Origin of the sequence: Amycolatopsis sp. NPDC051106 (assembly GCF_040682775.1) — a bacterium.
Taxonomy (GTDB): domain Bacteria; phylum Actinomycetota; class Actinomycetes; order Mycobacteriales; family Pseudonocardiaceae; genus Amycolatopsis.
In genome coordinates, this window is record NZ_JBFBBQ010000134.1 from 1 (window position 1) to 18,820 (window position 18,820).

General features: G+C 69.9%; 17 protein-coding genes and 1 tRNA gene. 4 read left to right on the plus strand and 14 right to left on the minus strand.

All coding sequences use genetic code 11. From position 1 onward, the window contains the following. Nucleotides 1–71 precede the first annotated feature (71 nt). From AB0M83_RS45440 to aceA, 4 genes are all read right to left on the minus strand, one after another. Entirely contained in the window at nucleotides 72–1,421 is a 1,350-nt protein-coding gene (locus tag AB0M83_RS45440; RefSeq protein ID WP_364527936.1) for an NAD(P)/FAD-dependent oxidoreductase, read from the minus strand. Between the two features lie 29 nt (nucleotides 1,422–1,450). Further along, nucleotides 1,451–1,723 (minus strand): acyl carrier protein, encoded by a 273-nt coding sequence (locus AB0M83_RS45445; RefSeq protein ID WP_364386293.1) that lies wholly within the window; start codon nucleotides 1,721–1,723, stop codon nucleotides 1,451–1,453. Nucleotides 1,724–1,788: 65 nt separating this feature from the next. Further along, the gene (locus AB0M83_RS45450) at nucleotides 1,789–2,409 is read right to left on the minus strand and encodes a hypothetical protein (protein WP_364527939.1); all 621 of its coding nucleotides are present in this window, start codon (nucleotides 2,407–2,409) and stop codon (nucleotides 1,789–1,791) included. 128 nt (nucleotides 2,410–2,537) lie between these two features. Further along, entirely contained in the window at nucleotides 2,538–3,833 is a 1,296-nt protein-coding gene (aceA, locus tag AB0M83_RS45455) for an isocitrate lyase (protein WP_364527942.1), read from the minus strand. A gap of 190 nt (nucleotides 3,834–4,023) precedes the next feature. Between aceA and AB0M83_RS45460 the strand changes: the two genes are divergently transcribed. Then, complete coding sequence (locus AB0M83_RS45460) at nucleotides 4,024–5,451, plus strand: UbiD family decarboxylase (RefSeq protein ID WP_364527945.1); 1,428 nt, start codon at nucleotides 4,024–4,026, stop codon at nucleotides 5,449–5,451. A gap of 97 nt (nucleotides 5,452–5,548) precedes the next feature. On the opposite strand, the gene AB0M83_RS45465 is transcribed toward AB0M83_RS45460, so the two are convergent. The 9 genes from AB0M83_RS45465 to AB0M83_RS45505 all read right to left on the minus strand — a co-directional run bounded on the left by AB0M83_RS45465 (nucleotide 5,549) and on the right by AB0M83_RS45505 (nucleotide 13,754). Continuing rightward, complete coding sequence (locus tag AB0M83_RS45465) at nucleotides 5,549–6,136, minus strand: UbiX family flavin prenyltransferase (RefSeq protein WP_364527947.1); 588 nt, start codon at nucleotides 6,134–6,136, stop codon at nucleotides 5,549–5,551. Then, nucleotides 6,129–7,295 (minus strand): Rieske 2Fe-2S domain-containing protein, encoded by a 1,167-nt coding sequence (locus tag AB0M83_RS45470; protein WP_364527949.1) that lies wholly within the window; start codon nucleotides 7,293–7,295, stop codon nucleotides 6,129–6,131. The genes AB0M83_RS45465 and AB0M83_RS45470 overlap by 8 nt, the downstream gene beginning before the upstream one ends. Beyond that, nucleotides 7,295–8,656 carry a peptidase dimerization domain-containing protein gene (locus tag AB0M83_RS45475; protein ID WP_364527952.1) on the minus strand — a complete coding sequence of 454 codons (1,362 nt, stop codon included), beginning with the start codon at nucleotides 8,654–8,656 and terminating at the stop codon, nucleotides 7,295–7,297. Before AB0M83_RS45475 ends, AB0M83_RS45470 begins: the two co-directional genes overlap by 1 nt. Next, on the minus strand, nucleotides 8,653–9,519 hold the full coding sequence (locus tag AB0M83_RS45480; RefSeq protein WP_364527955.1) for a VOC family protein: 867 nt from the start codon (nucleotides 9,517–9,519) through the stop codon (nucleotides 8,653–8,655). Before AB0M83_RS45480 ends, AB0M83_RS45475 begins: the two co-directional genes overlap by 4 nt. A 20-nt stretch (nucleotides 9,520–9,539) precedes the next feature. Next, nucleotides 9,540–10,409 carry an alpha/beta fold hydrolase gene (locus AB0M83_RS45485; protein WP_364527958.1) on the minus strand — a complete coding sequence of 290 codons (870 nt, stop codon included), beginning with the start codon at nucleotides 10,407–10,409 and terminating at the stop codon, nucleotides 9,540–9,542. Nucleotides 10,410–10,467: 58 nt separating this feature from the next. Then, nucleotides 10,468–10,546: transfer RNA gene (locus AB0M83_RS45490), tRNA-Trp, on the minus strand. A gap of 55 nt (nucleotides 10,547–10,601) precedes the next feature. Continuing rightward, the gene (locus tag AB0M83_RS45495; protein WP_364527960.1) at nucleotides 10,602–11,696 is read right to left on the minus strand and encodes an FAD-dependent oxidoreductase; all 1,095 of its coding nucleotides are present in this window, start codon (nucleotides 11,694–11,696) and stop codon (nucleotides 10,602–10,604) included. Next, nucleotides 11,696–12,775 (minus strand): hypothetical protein, encoded by a 1,080-nt coding sequence (locus AB0M83_RS45500; protein WP_364527963.1) that lies wholly within the window; start codon nucleotides 12,773–12,775, stop codon nucleotides 11,696–11,698. The genes AB0M83_RS45495 and AB0M83_RS45500 overlap by 1 nt, the downstream gene beginning before the upstream one ends. A 13-nt stretch (nucleotides 12,776–12,788) precedes the next feature. Continuing rightward, entirely contained in the window at nucleotides 12,789–13,754 is a 966-nt protein-coding gene (locus AB0M83_RS45505; protein ID WP_364527966.1) for a hypothetical protein, read from the minus strand. Nucleotides 13,755–13,989: 235 nt separating this feature from the next. Between AB0M83_RS45505 and AB0M83_RS45510 the strand changes: the two genes are divergently transcribed. Further along, nucleotides 13,990–15,051: an LLM class flavin-dependent oxidoreductase gene (locus AB0M83_RS45510; RefSeq protein ID WP_364527969.1), complete on the plus strand. Its 1,062-nt coding sequence runs from the start codon at nucleotides 13,990–13,992 to the stop codon at nucleotides 15,049–15,051. Nucleotides 15,052–15,350: 299 nt separating this feature from the next. On the opposite strand, the gene AB0M83_RS45515 is transcribed toward AB0M83_RS45510, so the two are convergent. Beyond that, nucleotides 15,351–16,013 (minus strand): GPP34 family phosphoprotein, encoded by a 663-nt coding sequence (locus tag AB0M83_RS45515; protein ID WP_364527972.1) that lies wholly within the window; start codon nucleotides 16,011–16,013, stop codon nucleotides 15,351–15,353. 320 nt (nucleotides 16,014–16,333) lie between these two features. Between AB0M83_RS45515 and AB0M83_RS45520 the strand changes: the two genes are divergently transcribed. Together AB0M83_RS45520 and AB0M83_RS45525 are read left to right on the plus strand one after the other, a co-directional pair. Next, a complete protein-coding gene (locus tag AB0M83_RS45520) occupies nucleotides 16,334–17,932 on the plus strand; it encodes a beta-N-acetylhexosaminidase (protein ID WP_364527975.1) in 1,599 nt (532 codons plus the stop codon). Further along, a complete protein-coding gene (locus tag AB0M83_RS45525; protein WP_364527977.1) occupies nucleotides 17,917–18,672 on the plus strand; it encodes a class I SAM-dependent methyltransferase in 756 nt (251 codons plus the stop codon). Before AB0M83_RS45520 ends, AB0M83_RS45525 begins: the two co-directional genes overlap by 16 nt. Nucleotides 18,673–18,820: the final 148 nt, after the last annotated feature.

The following is an 18,820-nucleotide window of genomic DNA, read 5'->3' on the forward strand; positions in this document are numbered from 1 at the left end:
GCGTTCGGTGCGTCTGACGCACCGAACGCCACATTGGGTGCGCTGGACGCAACCAACGCCACATTGGGGCGTTAGAACAGGGCCAGTGCCGAAGAAGAGGCCTTGAGGCTGCCGAGGTGCCCGTGCCACAGGTGCGTGGGGTCGGCCTCGACGGCGGCGACGTACTCCTTCATCGCGGTCAGGGCCGCCGGCTCCTCGGCGTCGTAGACGTCGCCCTGGAGCATCTGGATGACGTCCTTGCGGTACCGGTCGTCATCGATGAACGCGGTGAACAGCACGTTCAGCCGGTAGTACATCGAGATGAAGTCGTACCAGATGTTGACGCCCTTGCGGAGGGTGTTGACGTAGTTGTCGAACCGCTCCCGCCGGAAGTCGCCGGCCTGGTGCGCGGCGATGACGTCCTTGGCCGCCAGGCGGGCGCTGTTCATCGCGACGCTGACGCCGCTGGAGAAGATCGGGTCGACGAAGCGGGCGGCGTCGCCGATGAGCACCAGCGAGTCGCCGGCGATCTGCTTCATGCCGTAGCTGTAGTCGCCCTCGGTCTTGAACTTCCGCACGCGCTTGGCGTTCTTGAGCGCGTCCAGCATCTCCGGCCGGGTGCCGACGGAGTTCCAGAAGAAGCCCTCGAGGTCGTCCTTGTGCTCCTTGAACTTCTCCTTCTGGGTGACGACGCCGATCGAGGTGATGGACTCGGTGATCGGGATCTGCCACACCCAGGTGTTCTCCTGCGGCAGGAAGTGCACGTGGATGTAGTCGGCGTCCTCGGGACGGCGCGCCAGCGACGCGCGGTCGAGGCCCTCGAACCAGGTGTGCACCGCGTACTGGTTGAACACCTTGTCCGGCACCTTGACCTTGAGCTGCTGGCCCAGCAGGGTCTGGCGGCCGGACGCGTCGAGCACGACGCGGACGGCGACCTCGATCGGCTGCTCGCCGATCTTGGCCTGCAGCACCGGCCGGTCGCGGTCGGTGAAGTCGACGCGGTTGACGCGGACGCCCTGGTAGACCTTGGCGCCGAGCTCCTCGGAGTGCTTGAGCAGCAGCGAGTCGAACTGGCCGCGGTCGACGTGCCAGGCGTAGACGCGGTCGACGCCGTCCTGGTCACGCTCCTCGTAAGCGATTTCCGCGACGCCGAGGCCGTGCGACCCGGCGTCGAAGTCCAGTGTGCTCGTCGGGCGGGTGTCCGAAGACGTCCACGCGGCACCGTACTTGCGGGGGAAGCCGGCCGCCTCGACCTTGCCGATGACCCCGATGTCGTGCATCACGGGGATGACCGCGGGGACGAGGGACTCGCCGACGTGCTCGCGAGGGAACGTTTCGCCCTCGAAGACCACCACCGAAAGGCCGGCCTTCGCCAGGTAGGACGCCGCCGTGGAACCGGCCGGGCCACCGCCGATGATGCCGACATCGTAGTCGTAAGACACAGGTTCTCCGTTCAAGATCCGAAAAGGGGTCAGGCGACCGGCGCGCGCAGCGAGATCACCAGGTCGGCGATGCTTTCGATGTCCTTGAAGTGGCGGGCCACCATCTCCGTCGGGGGAACCCGCACGGAGAACTCCTCGCGGAGGTAGGCGACCAGCCGGGTGGTTTCGATCGAGTTGAGCAGGCCCCAGTCCAGCAACGGCGTGGTCGTGGTCAGTTCCCCCACGTCCTTGCCGTCCAACAGGTGCTTCTCGACGAACTCAACGAGCTTTCGCGTGATGTCCACGCGCTCGTCGTCTGCCATGGTTTCTTCCTCCAGTGACGGCACAGCTCCACGCACAGGGTTGTGCTCGGAATTCGGAAAAGAGATCAGTCGGTTCCCGCGTCGTGCGTGGCCTTGTTGCGCGAGCCACGGCGGGGGCGCTCCAGGCGCTCGGTCTCGGCGTTGATGTGCTTGCGCGGGGCGAAGGCGACGTACCGGCCGCCGGACATCTTGGCCTTGAAGTTCTTCATCCAGCCGTGGTGCCCGAAGTTGCCGTGCTTGTCGAAGCCGACCAGCGAGATGCCGCTGCGGTCGTAGTGGCCGCCGACGAGCAGGCACCACTGCCGGAAGTCGGGGTACTCGTTGGTGAGGTGGCGGTAGGTGAGCACGAACGCGAGGTACCGGCGGAAGTCCATCCCGTCGAGGCCCTCTTCTTCGTAGACGCGGGAAATGGCCTGCGTGCTCTGGCCGAGCATTTCCGGGATCGGCGAGGCCGAGCAGACGAGCCAGTGCGACTCGTCGGTCATCGGGCTCTTGATCATGTTCTGCTCGACTTCCCAGCGGAAGTTCGTGTTGAGCTTGCCGGTCTCGATCATCTGCGCCTCGGAGATCTCCTGGGGCACGTAGATGAGCATTTCGTTGGTGGACTCGAGCTCATCGATCTCGGCCTGCGTGAACGGGCATGGCTTCACCGCGATTTCAGTGGTTCCATAGACTCCGTAAACCATGTCTTCGAGGTTCTCGGGCATGCGCATGGGCAACCGTCCTGAATTCCGTTTTTCGCGTGACTGAGTGTCGTCGATTTGTTTCTAGCACGAAGCCGTCTGGGGAAACCCTCAGAATTGGCGGTGCCTGCTCAGTAGAATTGCGACTTCTCCGTGGAGTCCATCAGCGCGACGGTGTTGCTGGACGGGTTGACGACCGTGCTGACCAGGTCGAAGTAGCCGGTGCCGACCTCGCGCTGGTGGCGCGTCGCGGTGTAGCCGGCGGCCTCGGCGGCGAACTCGCGTTCCTGGAGCTCGACGTAGGCCGTCATGCCTTCGTCGGCGTAGTCGCGCGCCAGGGCGAACATCGAATGGTTCAGCGCGTGGAATCCGGCGAGGGTGATGAACTGGAACTTGTAGCCCATGTGCCCCAGCTCGCGCTGGAACTTCGCGATCGTCGCGTCGTCGAGGTGCTGCTTCCAGTTGAACGACGGCGAACAGTTGTAGGCCAGCAGCTGGTCGGGATACTCGGCCTTGATCGCCTCGGCGAACCGGCGCGCGACCTCGAGGTCCGGCTTGGACGTCTCCATCCACAGCAGGTCGGCGTACGGCGCGTAGGCGAGGCCGCGGGCGATGCACGGCTCGATGCCGCCGCGCACGCGGTGGTAGCCCTCGGGGGTGCGCTCGCCGGTCAGGAACGGCTTGTCGCGGTCGTCGACGTCGCTGGTGATGAGGTTCGCGGCCTGGGCGTCGGTGCGCGCGATGACGAGGCTGGGGACGTCGCTGACGTCGGCGGCCAGGCGCGCGGCCTGCAGCGTGCGGACGTGCTGGGAAGTCGGGATGAGCACCTTGCCGCCGAGGTGGCCGCACTTCTTCTCCGCGGCCAGCTGGTCTTCCCAGTGCACGCCGGCGGCGCCGCCGGCGATCATGCCCTTCATCAGCTCGAAGGCGTTGAGCACGCCGCCGAAGCCGGCTTCGGCGTCCGCGACGATCGGCGCCAGCCAGTGCGGGGCGTCCTTTTCGTCCTCGGCCCAGCTGATCTGGTCGGCGCGCAGCAGCGCGTTGTTGATCCGGCGCACGACCTGCGGGACGGAGTTGGCCGGGTAGAGGCTCTGGTCCGGGTAGGTGTGGCCGGAGAGGTTCGCGTCGGCGGCGACCTGCCAGCCGGACAGGTAGATGGCCTTGAGGCCGGCGCGGACCTGCTGCACGGCCTGGTTGCCGGTGAGCGCGCCCAGCGAGTGGACGTAGTCCTCGGTGTGCAGGAGGCTCCAGAGCCGCTCGGCGCCCAGCCGGGCGAGCGTGTGCTCTTCGGTCACGCTGCCGCGCAGCCGCAGGACGTCTTCGGCGCTGTAGTCCCGGCGGACTCCGCGCCATCGGGGCTCCTCGGCCCAGGACCGGGCCAGTTCGGCCGCCGCGGCTTCGCGGGGCGGCGCTGCGGTGACGGTCATGTCGTTCTCCTGACGTACGACGACGCGCGGCTTCGGGGACGAGACCATTTAGCACCGCGAAACCCGCGCCCGGCGTCACCCCGGAGCCAGGACGAAGCATTCCCCTAGTTCTTGCCGCGGCGGCTCCTCCGGCCTCCCGACCGGGGCCGATACTCGGTTCGCGAGCCACGGTGCGAACGGAAGGCGTTTGATGGCGAAGGATCTGCGGACATTCCTGGCCGAGCTGGAGCCTGACCAGATCAAGGTCGTGCGCAAGCCGGTCGACCCCGAGTTCGAGGTCACCGCGCTGGTCGACCGCATGGAGGACGACCCCGCGTACCCCGGCTTCCCGGCGGTGCTGTGCGAAAACGTCGGCGGTTCCGAGATCCCGCTGCTGATCAACCTGCACGGCACCTACGAGCGGCTCGCGCGCAGCATCGGCTCCGACGTGCACTCGATGGTGCCCGAATACGCGCTGCGCGAGGGATCGGGCATCAAGCCGGTCACCGTCGACACCACGGCCACCGCGCCGGTGCAGGAGGTCGTGCTCACCGGCGACGACATCGACGTCGGCCTGCTGCCGCTGCTCAAGCACCAGGAGCTGGACGCGGGCAAGTACATCACCTCGGCGGTGACCATCTGCCGCGACCCGGACAGCGGCAAGATCAACGCGGGCATCTTCCGGCACCAGCAGCAGGGCCGCGACCAGGTGGGCATCCAGGTCAACCCGGCCCACCACACGGCTTACGTGCTGCGCAAGCTGCGGGAGCAGAAGAAGCCGATGGAGGTGGCGCTGGTCATCGGCCACCACCCGGCGCTGCTGATGGGCGCGGTGTCCAAACTGGAGGGAATCGGCGGCGAGCTCGACGTCGTGGGCGGCCTGCTCGGCGAACCGCTGGAGATGGTGCCCTGCAAGACGGTCGACCTCGAGGTGCCCGCGCGCGCGGAGATCGTCATCGAGGGCGTGATCGACACCGACCCGGACGCGACGGCCGTCGAAGGCCCGTTCGGCGAGTACCCGCGGTTCTACACGCGCACCGGGCCGCAGCCGTACGTGAAGATCACCGCGATCACCATGCGCCGCAAGCCCATCTTCGTCGACGTGTTCAACGCGCACACCGAGCACAGCATGCTGGGCGGCCTCCCCCGGATGGGCAGCATCTACCGCCGGGTGAAGGAAGCGGTCCCGACGGTGACGGGGGTGCACCTGCCACTGTCGGGCATGGCGCGCTCGCACCTGTACCTGTCGATGAGCAAGCGCGTGGAGGGCGAGCCGAAGCTCGCGGCGTGCGCGGCCTTGGCGGTGGATCCGTTGTTGAAGCACGTGTTCGTGGTCGACGACGACGTCGACGTGTTCAACGAGGTCGAGACGCTCTGGTGCCTGGCGACGCGCTTCCAGGCCGACCGCGACCTGACGATCATGCCGGGCTTCCTCGGCGGCCAGCTCAACCCGGTGACCTACGGGCACAACCGGGAGGAGAAGGGCCCGATGGAGACCAAGCTGATCTTCGACTGCACGAAGCCGGTGCCGCCGGCGGTGTTCCCGCCCTCGTGCCGGGTACCGCCGGAAGTGGTGGCGCGGGTGGACCACCGCGGACTGCTGGAGAACGGGGACGCGCTGGCGTCCTACCTGGACTGAAGGTCGCCCTCACCGGCGTCGAGACCGGTGGGGGCGATCTTCCACCACCTACGATGAAGGCCCCCTCCGGCGAAGGGGGCCTTCATCGTGATGCCGGTCAGTGCGTAGCGGGGCCGTGCCAGCGCTCGACCAGCTCGTCCGGCGGCTTGATCCCCAGCAGGTCGCACAGCCGCCCGACCTGGTGGTCCACCAAGTCACCCAGCGACTTGGGCCGTCCGTAGAACGCCGGCATCAGCGGCGCCAGAATCCCGCCCATCTCCGTAACCTGAGTCATCGCACGCAGATGCCCCAGGTGCAACGGCGTCTCGCGCAAAGCGACCACCAGCTTCCGCCGCTCCTTCAACGTCACGTCAGCCGCCCGCACCAGCAGACTGTCGTTCTGCGACCAGGCGATCGCCCCGAGACTCCGGACGGAACACGGCAGCACGATCATCGCGTCGATCGGGAACGAACCGCTCGAGATCGGCGCCGCGATATCCCCTGGCCGGTAGGTGAAATCCGCGAGGGACGAGACATCCGAAGGCTTCCAGTCGGTCTCGAACGCGATCGTCTGGCGCGCCGCCGGGGTCACCACCAGGTGCGTCTCGACCTCGGGCATGCCCTTCAGGATCTCCAACAGGCGGATCCCGTAGATGGCCCCGCTGGAGCCGGACATCCCGACCACCAGCCGGAACGGCTCAGTCATGCTTCGCCCGCCTCCGCTCGGCCTGCTGTTCCTTCACGACGTCGACCGGGCTGCGCCGGGCCTCCTCCTCGACCATCCGCCGCCACTCGGTCAGTGAGACGTCGGGGCGGTACAGGCGCTCCGGCGGGGCGTCGGTGACCTCCACCATCAGGCGGTCCTCGTCGTTGAACATGCCGTGGAACACCCAGCGCGCCCACGTCCAGTAATAGAGCCAGAACTTGCGATTGCGCCACTTGCCCTGGTTCATCACGGCGAGCTGGACGTAGGTGTGGTTCTCCGCCGTCGCCGCGACCCACCACTCGAAGTGCGACCACTCCGCGTACTGCACCCGCAGCGTGCCCGGCAGCCGCAGCGACACCTTGGTCTTGTTGCCCTCGCGCCGGCGGTACCACTTCTTCTTCGGGAAGTCGCCCAGGCCGGGGAACGAGGCGCTGTAGTGCATCTTGTCCTTGCGGCGGGTGATCCACGGCCCGTCGCGGATGACCTTCATCTCGCTCCACACCGGCATCTTCACGCGCTTGGTCCACAACGCGTTGCGGTGCAGCCATTTCGCGTGGCCGTCGTCGAAGCCGTTCTCCGCGCCGAAGCGCCAGTTGCCGTCGCGCACGGTGATGCGGCCGACGACGACCGCGTCCGGGTCGAGCAGCTCCGCCGGGACGTCGTCGGCGAACGGGCGGGCCGGGCCGTCGCCCAGCCACACCCAGACCAGGCCGCGCGCCTCCTCCACCGGGTACGTGCGCACGGTGACCTTGCCGCAGATCGGCGACTCCGGGCCGTCGGTGATCGCCGCGACCAGGACGCCGGTCTCCAGATCGAACGTCCAGCCGTGGTAGCAGCAGCTCCACGTGCCGGGGAACTCCTGCGAAGACATCTTGTGGCTCAGCGGGACCCCGCGGTGCGGGCACCGGTCGTGCAGCGCGCGGACCTCGCCGCCGTCGCGGATCAGCATGATCTTCTCGCCGAGCACCTGGACCGCCCGGGGCTTCCTGCCGATCTTGCGCGACCACGCCACCGGGTACCAGTACTCGCGGAAGCCGAGTGCCGCCTTCTCGTAGCGCGGCCAGGTCGACCAGTCCCGGCGGCCGGGGCCGCCGACGTTCGCCTGCCGCCGCGCCGGGCGGGCCTGTTCGTCGTCGACGGGGGGCATGACCTCGGTCATCAGTTGTCTCCTCGACTGCTCGCGGGAGGCTCACGCAGTTCGGCGCGCTGCCGGGTGGTCACGTCCACCACGACGCCGACCAGCAGGTCGACCAGCCGGCGCATGGCGGGCAGGTCCGCGACACCCATGGAAAACCCTTCGAACGGCCCGGGTTCGGCGGCCATCGGCAGGCCGATCCGCGCCGTCGGGATGCCGTGGCGGCGCAGCACGCCGCCGTCGGACAGCCCGCTGCCCGGCTTGCCCGGCACGTGCGGCCGGCCCTCGACTTCTTCCCAGGCCCGCACCAGCCGGGTGACGACCGGGCTGTCGGCCGGGGTGGCCGAACCCGCTTGGCCGGCCACCAGCTCGACCTCGATCCCGACGGCCGGCTCCGACGCCCGCAGCTCGGCGACGATCGCCTCGAACTGGCCGGCCACGTCGTTGACCGTGGTGCGCGGGTTGACCCGCAGGTCGACCCAGAACTCGCAGGTCGCCGGGTTGAACGCCGGCTTGGTCCCGTCGCCGGCCCGGATCGCGGTGACCGCGCCCTGCGGCGCCACCTGCCCCGAGGAGTTGCGCGCGGTGTACTCGGCGAACCAGCTCTCCAGCCGCCCGATCATCCGCGCGCCGGCGAGGATCGCGTTGTTGTAGTGCCCCTTGTGCCGGCTGCCGGTGTAGCCGACCGAACCGCGCACCACGACGCGGAAGATCACGAACCCGACCTCCTCGTGCACCACCGAATAGCCCGGCTTGAGCACGATCGCGAGGTCGGAGGAGCACTGGCCGTGGTCCAGCAGGAACTGGGTGCCGACGCCCATGCCCGAGTTGCGCCGCGAGGACAGCTCCCCGGCCAGCACCGGCATGCTGCCGCCGACCAGCGCGACCACCAGCTGCCCGTCCATCGGCACGCCGGAGCGGTGCACGGCGAGCGCGGCGGCCAGCGCGCAGCTGGCGAACGCCTTGGGGTTCTCCGCGCCGAGCCCGACGACCTTGTCGCCGTAGCGCTGCGCGGGCAGCGAGAAGTCGTCGCGGGGCCGTTCGCCGAGCCACGGCGCGTCCTCCGGGCCCGGCGCGAACGCGGTGTCGAGCGGCGCCAGCAGGAGCAGCTGCGCACCCGTGCGGCCGGTGCCGACGCGGGTGACGAGGTTGGCCTGGCGTTCGTCGATCGCCTGGACGCGGCTGTCGGCCCCGGCCGAGGTCATGACGTCGCGGAAGTACTCGGCCAGCTCGCGCTCGCAGCCGGTCGGGCTGGGGATGTCGGTGGCCGCCTGGCACAGCAGCGCCAGCTCTTCCTCGTCGACCGCGGCGCGGGCGGCCTTGACCCATTCCCGCTGCCAGCCGGACAGTTGCGTGATGTCCGGGTCGATCGGATCGGGGGTCATGAGGTCTTGATCTCGGTGCCGGTCACGTGGTGGTGCCCCCACAGACTGGTCGGCCCGGCCAGCTGCCGCGTCGACCAGTCGGCGGTGTCCACGTCCAGGCCGTCCCAGCCGTACTCGATCTCCCAGCCCGAGGGCGTTTCGAGGTAGAACGACACGGCCCGGTCGTTGGTGTGCCTGCCCAGCGTGCGGGTCACGATGCGGCGGTCGTAGGCGACGTCGATGGTCGAGCCGACGTCGTCGAGCGTCGTCGTCTCCAGCATGATGTGCCGCAGGCCGGGCTCGTCGGTCTCCACCAGCGCGATGGAGTGGTGACGCGGGTTGCAGTGCAGGAACGCGATGAAGCCCTTGAACGTGTCGCTGACGCCGAAGCCGAGCGTGTCCACCAGGAACGCCAGCGTCTCGGCGTAGTTGGTGACGCCGACGACGGCGTGGCCCATCCCGTGCTCGCCGGTCCGGTAGCCGGCCAGCGGCCGGGTCAGGCGCAGCGGCCGGAAGTCGGCCTCCTGCCCGTAGCACAGCTCGTGGCGCAGCCCGGAGGGGTCCTCGAGCCAGGCCATGCCCGCGACGCGCCGGTCGGCGCACTCGGCGGCGCTCGCCCGGGTCACCGCGACGCCGGCCGCGGTCAGTTCGTGCTCGAGCGCGGCGAGGTCGGCGGCGCTCGCCACCTCCCAGCCCAGCCAGGACAGCGCTTCGCGCTCGCCGCGGCGCACGTCGAAGCGGTAGGCCCGCTCGTCCATGCGCAGCAGCAGGCGCTCGTCGTCCACCCACTGGCCCGGCAGGCCCAGGACGTCCGCGGCGAACGTCTCCCAGGCCGGAACCTCCCTTGTGGACAGTCCGACGTAGGCGAGACTGCGGATGCGCATGGGGTCCGTCCTCCTGCTGGTCACTCCGCACGGCCCAGGAAGTCGAGGACCACGCGGTCGTGTTCCTCGGGCTGCTCCCACTGCGGCCAGTGCGCGGCGTCGGCGACACAGTGGAAGGCCGCGCCCGGGATGAGTTTCGCGATCCGGCGGCCCACGTCGGGCCCGCTGCCGGGGTTGTGGTCCGACCACAGCACCAGCGTCGGCACGCTCACCGTCGCCAGCCGGTCCTCGGAGATCCTCCGGTTCGGCCCGGAGCCGAACCCGAAGGAGTTCTCGAACACCGTGCGCAGCGCGGCGTTGGTCGCCGGTTCGGCGTAGATCCGGCGGCGGACCTCGACCAGCTCGTCGGTGACGCGGTCCGGCGTGGCCATCAGCCATTCCAGCCGGGTGCGGATGGTCTCCGGGGTCGGGTTCTCGATCGCGGCCAGCGACCGGGCGCGCAGAGCCTCGCGCCCTTCGGCGGGCCGCTCGTCGACCGAGCCCGGCGCCCACTTGATGCCGGCGGTGGTGTTGAGCACCAGCTTCCCGACGCGGTCGGGGTGCTCCAGCGCGAGCGTCAGCGCGACCCAGCCGCCGAGCGACTCGCCTTCGAGGTGCGCGCGCTCGATGCCCTGGGAGTCCAGCAGGTCGAGCACCTGCTCGACGTAGGTGCCGACGGCGTCGTGGGTGAACTCGGGCTTGCCGGAGAAGCCGTGCCACAGCAGGTCCATCGCCATCGTGCGGTAGTGCCGGCCGAGCCGGGTCACGTTGCGCGCGTAGGCCTCCGCGTGCCCGCCGACGCCGTGCAGCAGCACCAGGGCCTCGCCGTCCCCGGCCTCGATGACGCGCGTCCGGTGCTTCTCGCCGAGGACGTGGGTCTGGCTGCCGAGCAGCTCGGTCCAGATGGTCACCTCGGGCACTCCCAACGGTTCGGCGGGCCCGACCCGGGACCGGTGCTACTGGTGTTCGTGGCAGGGGCGGCAGGACTCGAACCTGCAACCGTCGGTGTTGGAAACCGCTGCTCTGGCCAATTGAGAGCTACACCCCTTCGCACCGCTTTCCCGGTGCGAGATCATTATGCGGCGGATTTTTTGGGGAACTTGCTAGTGCTGTGCGCTGCCGAAGCGATCCGGCGTGAAGACGTCGACCAGGTCGTCGCCCACGCCGTCGACGATCCGGCCGGCCAGTGCACGCCCGAACAGCGGCCCCAGCGTGACCCCCGCGCTCGCGACGGCCTCGTAGTACCCCGGCACGGCCGACAGCGGGCCGACGCTCGGCAGTTCGTCCCGGGCGCAGCGCGCGTCCACGACGTCGGCCGTCCGCACGGTCGCGGTGCCCAGCAGCGGCACCACCTTCGCCGCGCGGTCCAGCAGGTCCTTCACGTACTCCGGGTCGGGGGCGCCCGAGCGCGGTGGCAGCCCGCGGTCGACGCGGTCCGAGCGCAGGACCACGCGGCCGGGGCCGTCGGGGCGGATGCTGACCTCGGGCGCGCGCAGGATGTACTCGAGGGGGTCGCCGTCGACGAGCAGGTGCGCGATCAGGCTGCGCCGCGGCGGGCCGAGGAACGGGCGGGCGCCGGCCAGCGCGCCGATCTCGTCCGCGGCCGAGCCGGCGGCGTTGACCACGGCGTCGGCCTCGAGCCGGCGGCCGTCCGCGAGCCCGACGCCGCCGGGCGACACCGAGGTCACCTCGGCGTTCAGTTCCAGCGTGGCGCCGAGGGAAACCGCCTGGTCCAGCAGGTGGCGGGTGAACGCGACCGCGTCGATCCAGCCTTCGGCCGGCAGCACGGCGACCGTGCCCGTGGCAGGGAAGACGACCGACGAACCCAGGGCGCCGGCCGCTTCCGCGCCCGGGTGCCGGTCGACCGGGCAGCCCCACTCGTCGAGCTGGGCGAGGTAGCCGGCGAACGACTCGTCGTCGGTCCAGGCCACCGTGCCGGTGCGGTGCCACCACGGCGCGGGCGCGAACTCGCCGGCCAGCGCCGCGTGCTCGGCGATGCCCGCCTGGTTCAGCTCGAAGTACGCCTTTGGGAAACGCCGGTACGCCGTGGCGGTGGCGAACCCGACCTCCGTGGTGCCCGAGGCGGGCCGGTCCGCGCGGTCGACGCAGTGGACGCGGGCGCCGCGCCGGGCGAGGTGGTAGGCCACCGAGGCGCCGATGACCCCGGCGCCGACGACGACCACCTTCGGCGCCGCCATCAGTAGAGACCTTCCGGCGCGGCCTGGCTCACCTGCAGCGGGCGCACGTTGTACACGCCGTCCACCGGCCACTCGCCCTTCGTGTCGTAGCGGGTCGCCTCGTCGCGCTCCATCAGGTTGGGCAGGAAGAGGTCTTCGTGCAGCACGGTCAGCTTCAGCTGGCCCGACTGTCCCTTGTCGACGGTCTTCCGGAAGTCCTCCGGGTCCACCACGGACATCGTCACCTGCGGGTACGTCGGCGCGTAGGGCAGGATCGCGCCGCCGTCCTCGGGGTGCAGGCTCACCGCGTTGCCGAAGGTGTTGCCGTAGCCCGACCGCACGAGGCCGCCGTCGAGCGCCTGGACGAAGTCCTGGTACATCCGCGGGCTCATGTGCGTGCCGCCGAGGCGGACGCCGTCGAGCGCCGCGACCAGCTCCGGGTGCCGCGCGATCAGCTTCTGCAGCAGCGCGGGCGTGGTGTTGAGGTAGTGGACGTGCTGCGAGCGCAGGCAGTCGACGATCTGGCCGAGCACGTGCTCGGTGTACTCCCCCAGCTCTTTCATCTTGCCGGCGCGGATGAGCTGCTTGATCCACCGCGGGTCCATGTCGATGCCGTACACGAGCCCGGCCAGCTGTTCGGACAGCTCGATCGCGCCGTTGCCGATCTGGTGCGGCCCGCTCGGCGTCGCCTGCAGCCAGGTGCGGCCCGCCTGGTAGCCGTCGAAGAGGTACGACCAGCGCCGCCACTCGACGCGGTGCGTCATCATGTCTTCGGTGTAGAACACGCGCACGGGGTCGCCGGTCGTGCCGCCGGACTCCCAGACGCGCCCGATCAGCGGCCGCGGCACGGTGCGCGGCACCAGGTCACCGGGGTCCATGCCGCGCAGGTCACCGGGCGGGAACGGGCCGAACTCGGCGAGCTGGTCGTACCGGGTGATGTCCATCGGGTCGAACGCCAGCTCGGTCGCCCGCTTCAGCCAGTACGGGCTGCCGAGCTCCGGGTTGAAGTGCCGCCGCACCACGTGCCGCGTCCACGCGTCGAGGTCGAGGGACAACCAGTGGTCGGTCAGGCTGGCACGTTCGTGCGTGCGGGTGCTCACGGTTTCTCCTTGCTCAGGCGCTGGGGGCGACGAGGTCGACCGCGTAGTCGTAGATCGCGGTCATGGCTTCGGTGACGTGGTGCGGCTCGGTGATCCGCACCACGGGGAACGGGAAGTCGAGCACGCCGGCGGGCAGCGTCGGGCCGAGGACGAAGGCGAGCCGGACGCCCTGGTCCTTCATCCCGGCGCACACGTGCGGCAGGCTCATCGTGGTGGTCTTGTTGCGCTGGAACAGATCGCGGACCTCGTCCGCCGTCGTCAGCGCGCGCTCCTCGAGGAACGAGCACACCGGGATGCGCGGGTCGGTCACCGTCATGGCCGCCACGGTGGGGGCCATGAAGTCGGTCGCGTACTGGCGCAGCGGGGAATGCACGGCGAACGGCTGGCCGTCGATGACGCTGATCATGCCGGGCGGGCTCTGCGCGACGAGCTTGTCCAGGGCCTCGGCGGTGCCGCTGAGCATGAGCAGCCGGGCGGTGCCGTTCGAGAGCACCCCGAAGTCGCCGCCGAGGTACACCCCGGGCCGCCGGTCGCCGTAGTAGAACGTCGGGTCCTCGGTCACCGGGAGGAAGGCGATGGCCGCCCCCTGCGCCGGCGGCGCCGGGTCGGGAACCGGCGTCTTGGCCTCGCGCACCAGCAGGTCGAACAGGGTGCGGCGGTCCACCGCGCCCGCGATCGCGCTCGCGATCAGGCCGCCGAGGCTGATGCCGCCGGCGACGCCCGGGTGGATGTCGGACTCGGCGAGCACGTCGTGGATGCCGAACGCCAGCGCGGCCAGCCGGATGCCGGCGAGGCTGAAGCGGTCGTGGTCGCCCCGGGGTTCGAACTCGCCGCGCAGCAGGGCGCGCGGTTCGATGCCGGTCCAGTCGCGCACCTGCTCGTAGGAGCGGCGCATGGCCGGGTACGCCTCGTAGAGCTTCGCGCCGTGTTCCGGGTCGGGATCGGAGATGTTCGCGCCGAACAGATATCCCAGAGTCACCGAATTCTCCTGACGAACGGTTGCGAAGCGGCTGCCGCGACGCTACGCACGCCTTCAGGCGCGGAACCGGGCTAGCATGGGGTCTCTAGGCAAAACCTCAGCTCCGGGCGCGGGACTCCTTAAGAGTTCCCCCAGGGTTGGCCTGGTAGGGCGGCTGTCGCGGGCGAGGCAAGGGGAAAAAGCTGGCAGCCGGCCCATCCAGGCTCGTCACCCTATTCGCCGGAGGTATCAGAACGTGGAGTATGGCGTCTCGCTGTTGCCGGACTGCGACCCGGAGACCACGACCGCCTCGCAGTACTTCCAGGATGTGCTGCAGGTCAGTGTGCTCGCCGATCGGCTCGGCCTGAACTACGTCAAGATGACCGAGCACTACCTGCGCTCCTACGGCGGATATTCCCCCAGCCCGCTGGCCTTCCTGTCGGCCGTGGCCGCGCGCACCCAGTCGATCCGCCTGATGACCGGCGGCATCCAGGCCTCGTTCCACCACCCCATCCAGATCGCCGCGCACGCCGCGCAGGTCGACGTGATGAGCGGCGGCCGCCTGGACGTCGGGTTCGCGCGGGCCTTCCTGCCCTACGAGTTCGAGGCCTTCGGCGTCGACATGGACACCAGCCGCGAGCGATTCCTCGCGACCATCGAGGCGGTCGTGCGGCTGTGGAACGAAAAGGACGTCACCGAGGACACGCCGTTCTTCAAGTACGAGAACGCGAACTCGCTGCCGGCGCCGGTGCAGCAGCCTGGCCCGCCGGTGTGGGTGGCCGCGCTGGCGACCCCGGCGAGCTTCGACTGGACCGGCCGCAAGGGCTTCAACCTGCTCATCAGCTCGACCCAGCTCAACGAGATGGCCCGCAAGCGCGAGTACGTCGAGCTGTACCGCAGCGCGTTCATGGAGGAGCACGGCGACTCCGGCCGCAAGCCGAAGTTCGCGGTGAGCATCCCGCTGCTGATCGCCGACACCGACGAAGAGGCCCGCGACCTGGCGGTGCCGTTCATGGTGAAGTCGTTCAACGCCTTCAAGGAAGCGATCCTGTCCTGGCACAACGTCGAGTCCCCGGCGTACGAGGGCTACACGGCGATGGCGCGGCAGATGGCCAGCTTCGACCTGGAGACCGACGGGCTGGAGGCCAAGGCCGTCGTCGGCTCGCCCGACACGGTGCTGGGCCGGATCGAAGAGGTCCGCGACGTGCTCGGCCCCGACGTGATCCTGTGGAACCTCGACTTCGGCGGCCAGTCGCTGGAGACGATGTCGCGCACGCTGAACCTGTTCGCGGACAAGGTGATGCCCGCGCTCGGGTGACCCCTCCCAGGGGTGAAGAAGCGGAAGGACCCGGCGGCTGGGGCAGCTGCCGGGTCCTTCCGTCGTACGGCGCCGCCGGCGCAACCCGGACGAACGAGCACCCAGACTCCCCCGCACCCCGATCCGAAGCCAGAACACGGCCGGCGGCGCCGGGTCAAGGCATCTTTCCCGCCTTGACCCGGTGTTGCCGGCCGTAGTCACAATGAAGGCTTCGGGGTGCCCGGGAAACCACCCCATCGACAACGCAAAGAGGACCCGGCAGCCTCGCGGCCACCGGGTCCTTTCGCTTGCGGAGTGCGTCAGCCGCTGAAGCCGAGCCCGCCCTGGGCGGCGATCATCGTCAGCCGGATGCCGCGCAGGGCCTTCTCCAGCCCCGGCGCCACCTCGCCGACGCGGTCGGTCAGCTCCTCGATGCGGTCCTTGTACTCGCCCTTGCTCTCCTTGCGCGTGACGACGCTCGGCACCGTCCCGGCGGCGGCGAGCGCGACGAGCGCGGCGTCGTCCGCGCCGACCTGGGAAGCCGGGGTCGAACCGTGCAGCACCTCGACGGCGTGCTCCTGCAGCGCCTTGGCCAGCGCGGGGTCGGTGGCCGTCACGTGGGTCTTCGGCACGACGCCCAGGACCTTTTTCTCCTGGACCGTCAGCAGCTTCTGCGCCACGAGCTGCTCCTCGATCGCGTCGAGGGTCTCCTTGTAGTCGTGCCGCAGCCACGACTTCCAGCTGCGCTTCTCGTTGCCGATCTGCGCCAGCACGCGGTCGAGCACCGGGTCGCCGGTCGGGTCCGACTTGACCAGCACGGCGTCCCCGTCCTCGTCGGCGACGTTGCCGCGCAGCGCCAGCTCCGTGAGCACGCCGGCGCGGGTCAGGAACGCGGTGCGGGTGCGGTCGTAGAGGTCTTCCTTCTCCAGGTCGTAGGCCAGCAGGTAGGCGCGGTAGTGGACGGCGGTCGGCGTCTCGGTCATGTCGGTCACCCGTTTCTGAGTCGTTCGTCGGTACGAGCCGGGATCCCCGCGTCCGGCCGGGTGCTCCCCCTGGCGGACGCGCTCCGTGGCGTGTCACCCGATCTTCGCGGACCGGACCCCCGCCGAAAAACGGCCAAAGGTTGACAGCCGGTGACGGAAGGTTGTCGGCTCACAACCTTAGTTGTTCCGGCATGCGGAGCAACGGGGCTTAGCAGTCTCCCCAGACGTCGGCCGATCGGGTGGACTCGCCCCCGGTCCGGCCGTTAAGAGAAAGAGGCCACTCTCTTTTTCCCGTCACCACTATCCGCAATGGACGGCTCATGACCGCTCGAAGTGTCAGGCGTGGGGCGCTGTTCCTCTCCCTCCTCGGCCTGCTCGCCCCCGCGGTGCCCGCCGGCGCCGCACCGCAGGCGGTTCCGGCCGCATCCACCCTCCAGCAGGTCGTGCCGGCCCCGGTGTCGGTGACGCCGGACCCGGCCGTCCGCTACCTGCTCAACCCGGCGACGGTGGTGTTCACCTCCGGCGGCACCGACGCCCGCCAGGTCGGCGACTACCTCGCCGGGCTGCTCCGCCCGGCGACCCGGTTCCGGGTCCCCGTCATCCCCGCTCCCGCCCTCCCCGGCGTCCCGAAGGCGCTGCCCGGGATCTCGCTACTGCTCGGCGGCGCCGACCCCCGCGTCGGGGCCGAGGGCTACACGCTCGACAGCACGGCGTCCGGGGTGACCATCCGGGCCGCGAAGCCCGCGGGGCTGTTCAACGGCGTGCAGACGCTGCGCCAGCTCCTGCCCGCCTCGCTCAGCGGGACGCTCACGGTGCCCGGCGGCCACATCCTCGACTATCCGCGGTACCCGTACCGCGGCGCGATGCTCGACGTGGCGCGGCACTTCCTGCCGGTGGCCGACGTGAAGAAGTACCTCGACGACATCGCGCTGTACAAGGTCAACAACCTGCACCTGCACCTCACCGACGACCAGGGCTGGCGGCTGCAGATCACCGGCTGGCCGAACCTGACCGCCAAGGGCGCGAGCACCGGCTCCGGCGGCGGGGCCGGCGGTTTCTACACCCAGGCCCAGTACCGCGACATCGTCGCCTACGCGCAGAGCAGGCACATCACGGTCGTGCCGGAGATCGACATGCCGTCGCACTTCGGCGCGGCGCTGTCGTCGTACGCCGAGCTCAACTGCGACGGCGTCGCCGGGCCGGTCTACACCGGCCTCACGCCCGCGCCGCGGTCGGACCTGTGCGTCGACAAGCCGATCACGTACAAGTTCATCGGTGACGTGCTCGGCCAGCTCGCGGCGCTGACCCCGGGCGGCTACCTCGACGTCGGCGGCGACGAGATCCAGGATCTCGACGACGCGCAGTACACGGCGTTCATGGCGAAGATCGCGCCGATGGTGGCCAAGGCCGGCAAGAAGCTGCTGGGCTGGGCGGAGATGCTCACCGCGACGCCGCCGCAGGGCGCGACCGGCGAGTTCTGGATCTACGACGGCACGCAGAACGAGGTCGGCGAAGCCAGCCAAAAGGGCGCGAAGCTGATCATGGCGCCGTGCGTCTACACCTACCTCGACATGAAGTACGCCCCCGGCGTCCCGGCCGACATCGGCCTCGAGTGGGCGGGCGACATCAGCGTCCAGGCCGCGTACGGCTGGGACCCGACCGCGGTGGTGCCCGGCGCGCTGAACTCGAACATCGACGGCGTCGAAGCTCCCTTGTGGACGGACACCGTGCGCAGCTTCGACGACGTCCGCTACCTGGCCTTCCCCCGGCTGCCGGCGATCGCCGAGATCGGCTGGTCGCCGCAGGCGAGCCACGACTGGACGTCGTTCGCGTCCCGGCTGGCCGCGCAGGGCCCGCGCTGGCGGGCGCTCGGCGTGAAGTACTACGCGGCCCCGGAAATCCCGTGGCCGAAGAACTGACCCGGCGGGAGAAGCCGACGATGGCGAACAAGGACGGGCAGATCTGGGAGGCCTACTGGACGGACCTCCCGGACCGGACGGGCGCGGCCTTCTGGGACTGCGAGCCCGCCGACGGCGCGGCCGCGCACGCGGAGCTGTTCAAGGCGCACTTCGACCCGGCGCTCCCGCTGGTCGACCTGGGCTGCGGCAACGGGACCCAGACGAAGTACCTGGCCGGGCTGTACGACCGGGTCGTCGGCGTCGACATCGCGGAAGCGGCCCTGCACCGGGCGCGGGTGGAGAACGCCGCGGACAACGCGTCCTACGAGCTGCTCGACGTGCTCGACGACGCGGCGGTGGCGGCGTTCCGCGAGCGGTACGGCGACGTGAACATCTACCTGTCCGGCGTGATCCACCAGCTGCCGGTCGAGAAGCGGGTGGCGTGCGCGCGGAACCTGGCCGTGCTGGCCGGGGACCGCGGGTGCGTGTTCAACCAGGAGCTGACGCCGGCGAGCTACACGTACATGCAGCAGCTGATCGCGGATCCGGCCAACGACCTGCCCAAGCTCGAGCGCGTGTCGATTTATTTCGGCATCGGCCTCCAGCCGGCGGCGGGCGAGGCGGAACTGGAGACGGTGTACGAGGCGGGCGGCTTCACGATCCTGGACGGCGGCGAACTCCTGCTGCGCACGACGGAGACGCTGGCGGACGGGGCGGGCTTGAACCTCCCGACCCACTACGTCATCGCCCGCCGCTCCTGACGGCACGCAAGGGGGGCGGTCCCGAAGTCGGGGCCGCCCCTTTTGGCACGTTCGGGGCAGGTGCCGTTGCAGTGAATGACTCATTCCTGGCGTCCAGCGCCAGGAATGAGTCAATAACATAACCACGGCGGGCCAGTCAGTGGGCGGC